The organism is Alkalihalophilus lindianensis (assembly GCF_032843265.1).
GTDB classification, from domain to species: Bacteria; Bacillota; Bacilli; order Bacillales; family Bacillaceae_D; genus Alkalihalophilus; species Alkalihalophilus lindianensis.
Genome location: NZ_JAWJBA010000456.1, coordinates 1 through 265, shown reverse-complemented (window position 1 = coordinate 265; position 265 = coordinate 1). Strand labels below are relative to the sequence as shown.

General features: G+C 40.4%; 1 protein-coding gene. It reads left to right on the top strand.

Features of this window, described 5'->3' with window-relative positions:
* A partial coding sequence (locus RYX56_RS23010; protein ID WP_317124209.1) for an NFACT family protein occupies positions 1-265 on the top strand: 265 nt, incomplete at both ends.

Below are 265 nucleotides of genomic sequence, written 5' to 3'. Positions count from 1 at the left end.
CAAAAGAGGTTATTTTCAAAAGCGGTCTGGCAAATCGGACCACCGTTCCGAAAAATTTTAGACAAATGATTAAAAAAATTGAAGACAACAACCTTTGCCCTGCGATTATGACTGCAGGAGCAAAAGAAGTATTTTATCTATTTCCCCTTGAACATGTAAAAGGGGAAGTGAAAACATTCGCTACATTTAGCGAAATGCTTGACCGCTTTTATTTTGGCAAGGCGGAACGCGACCGTGTAAAGCAGCAGAGTCATGATATCGAACG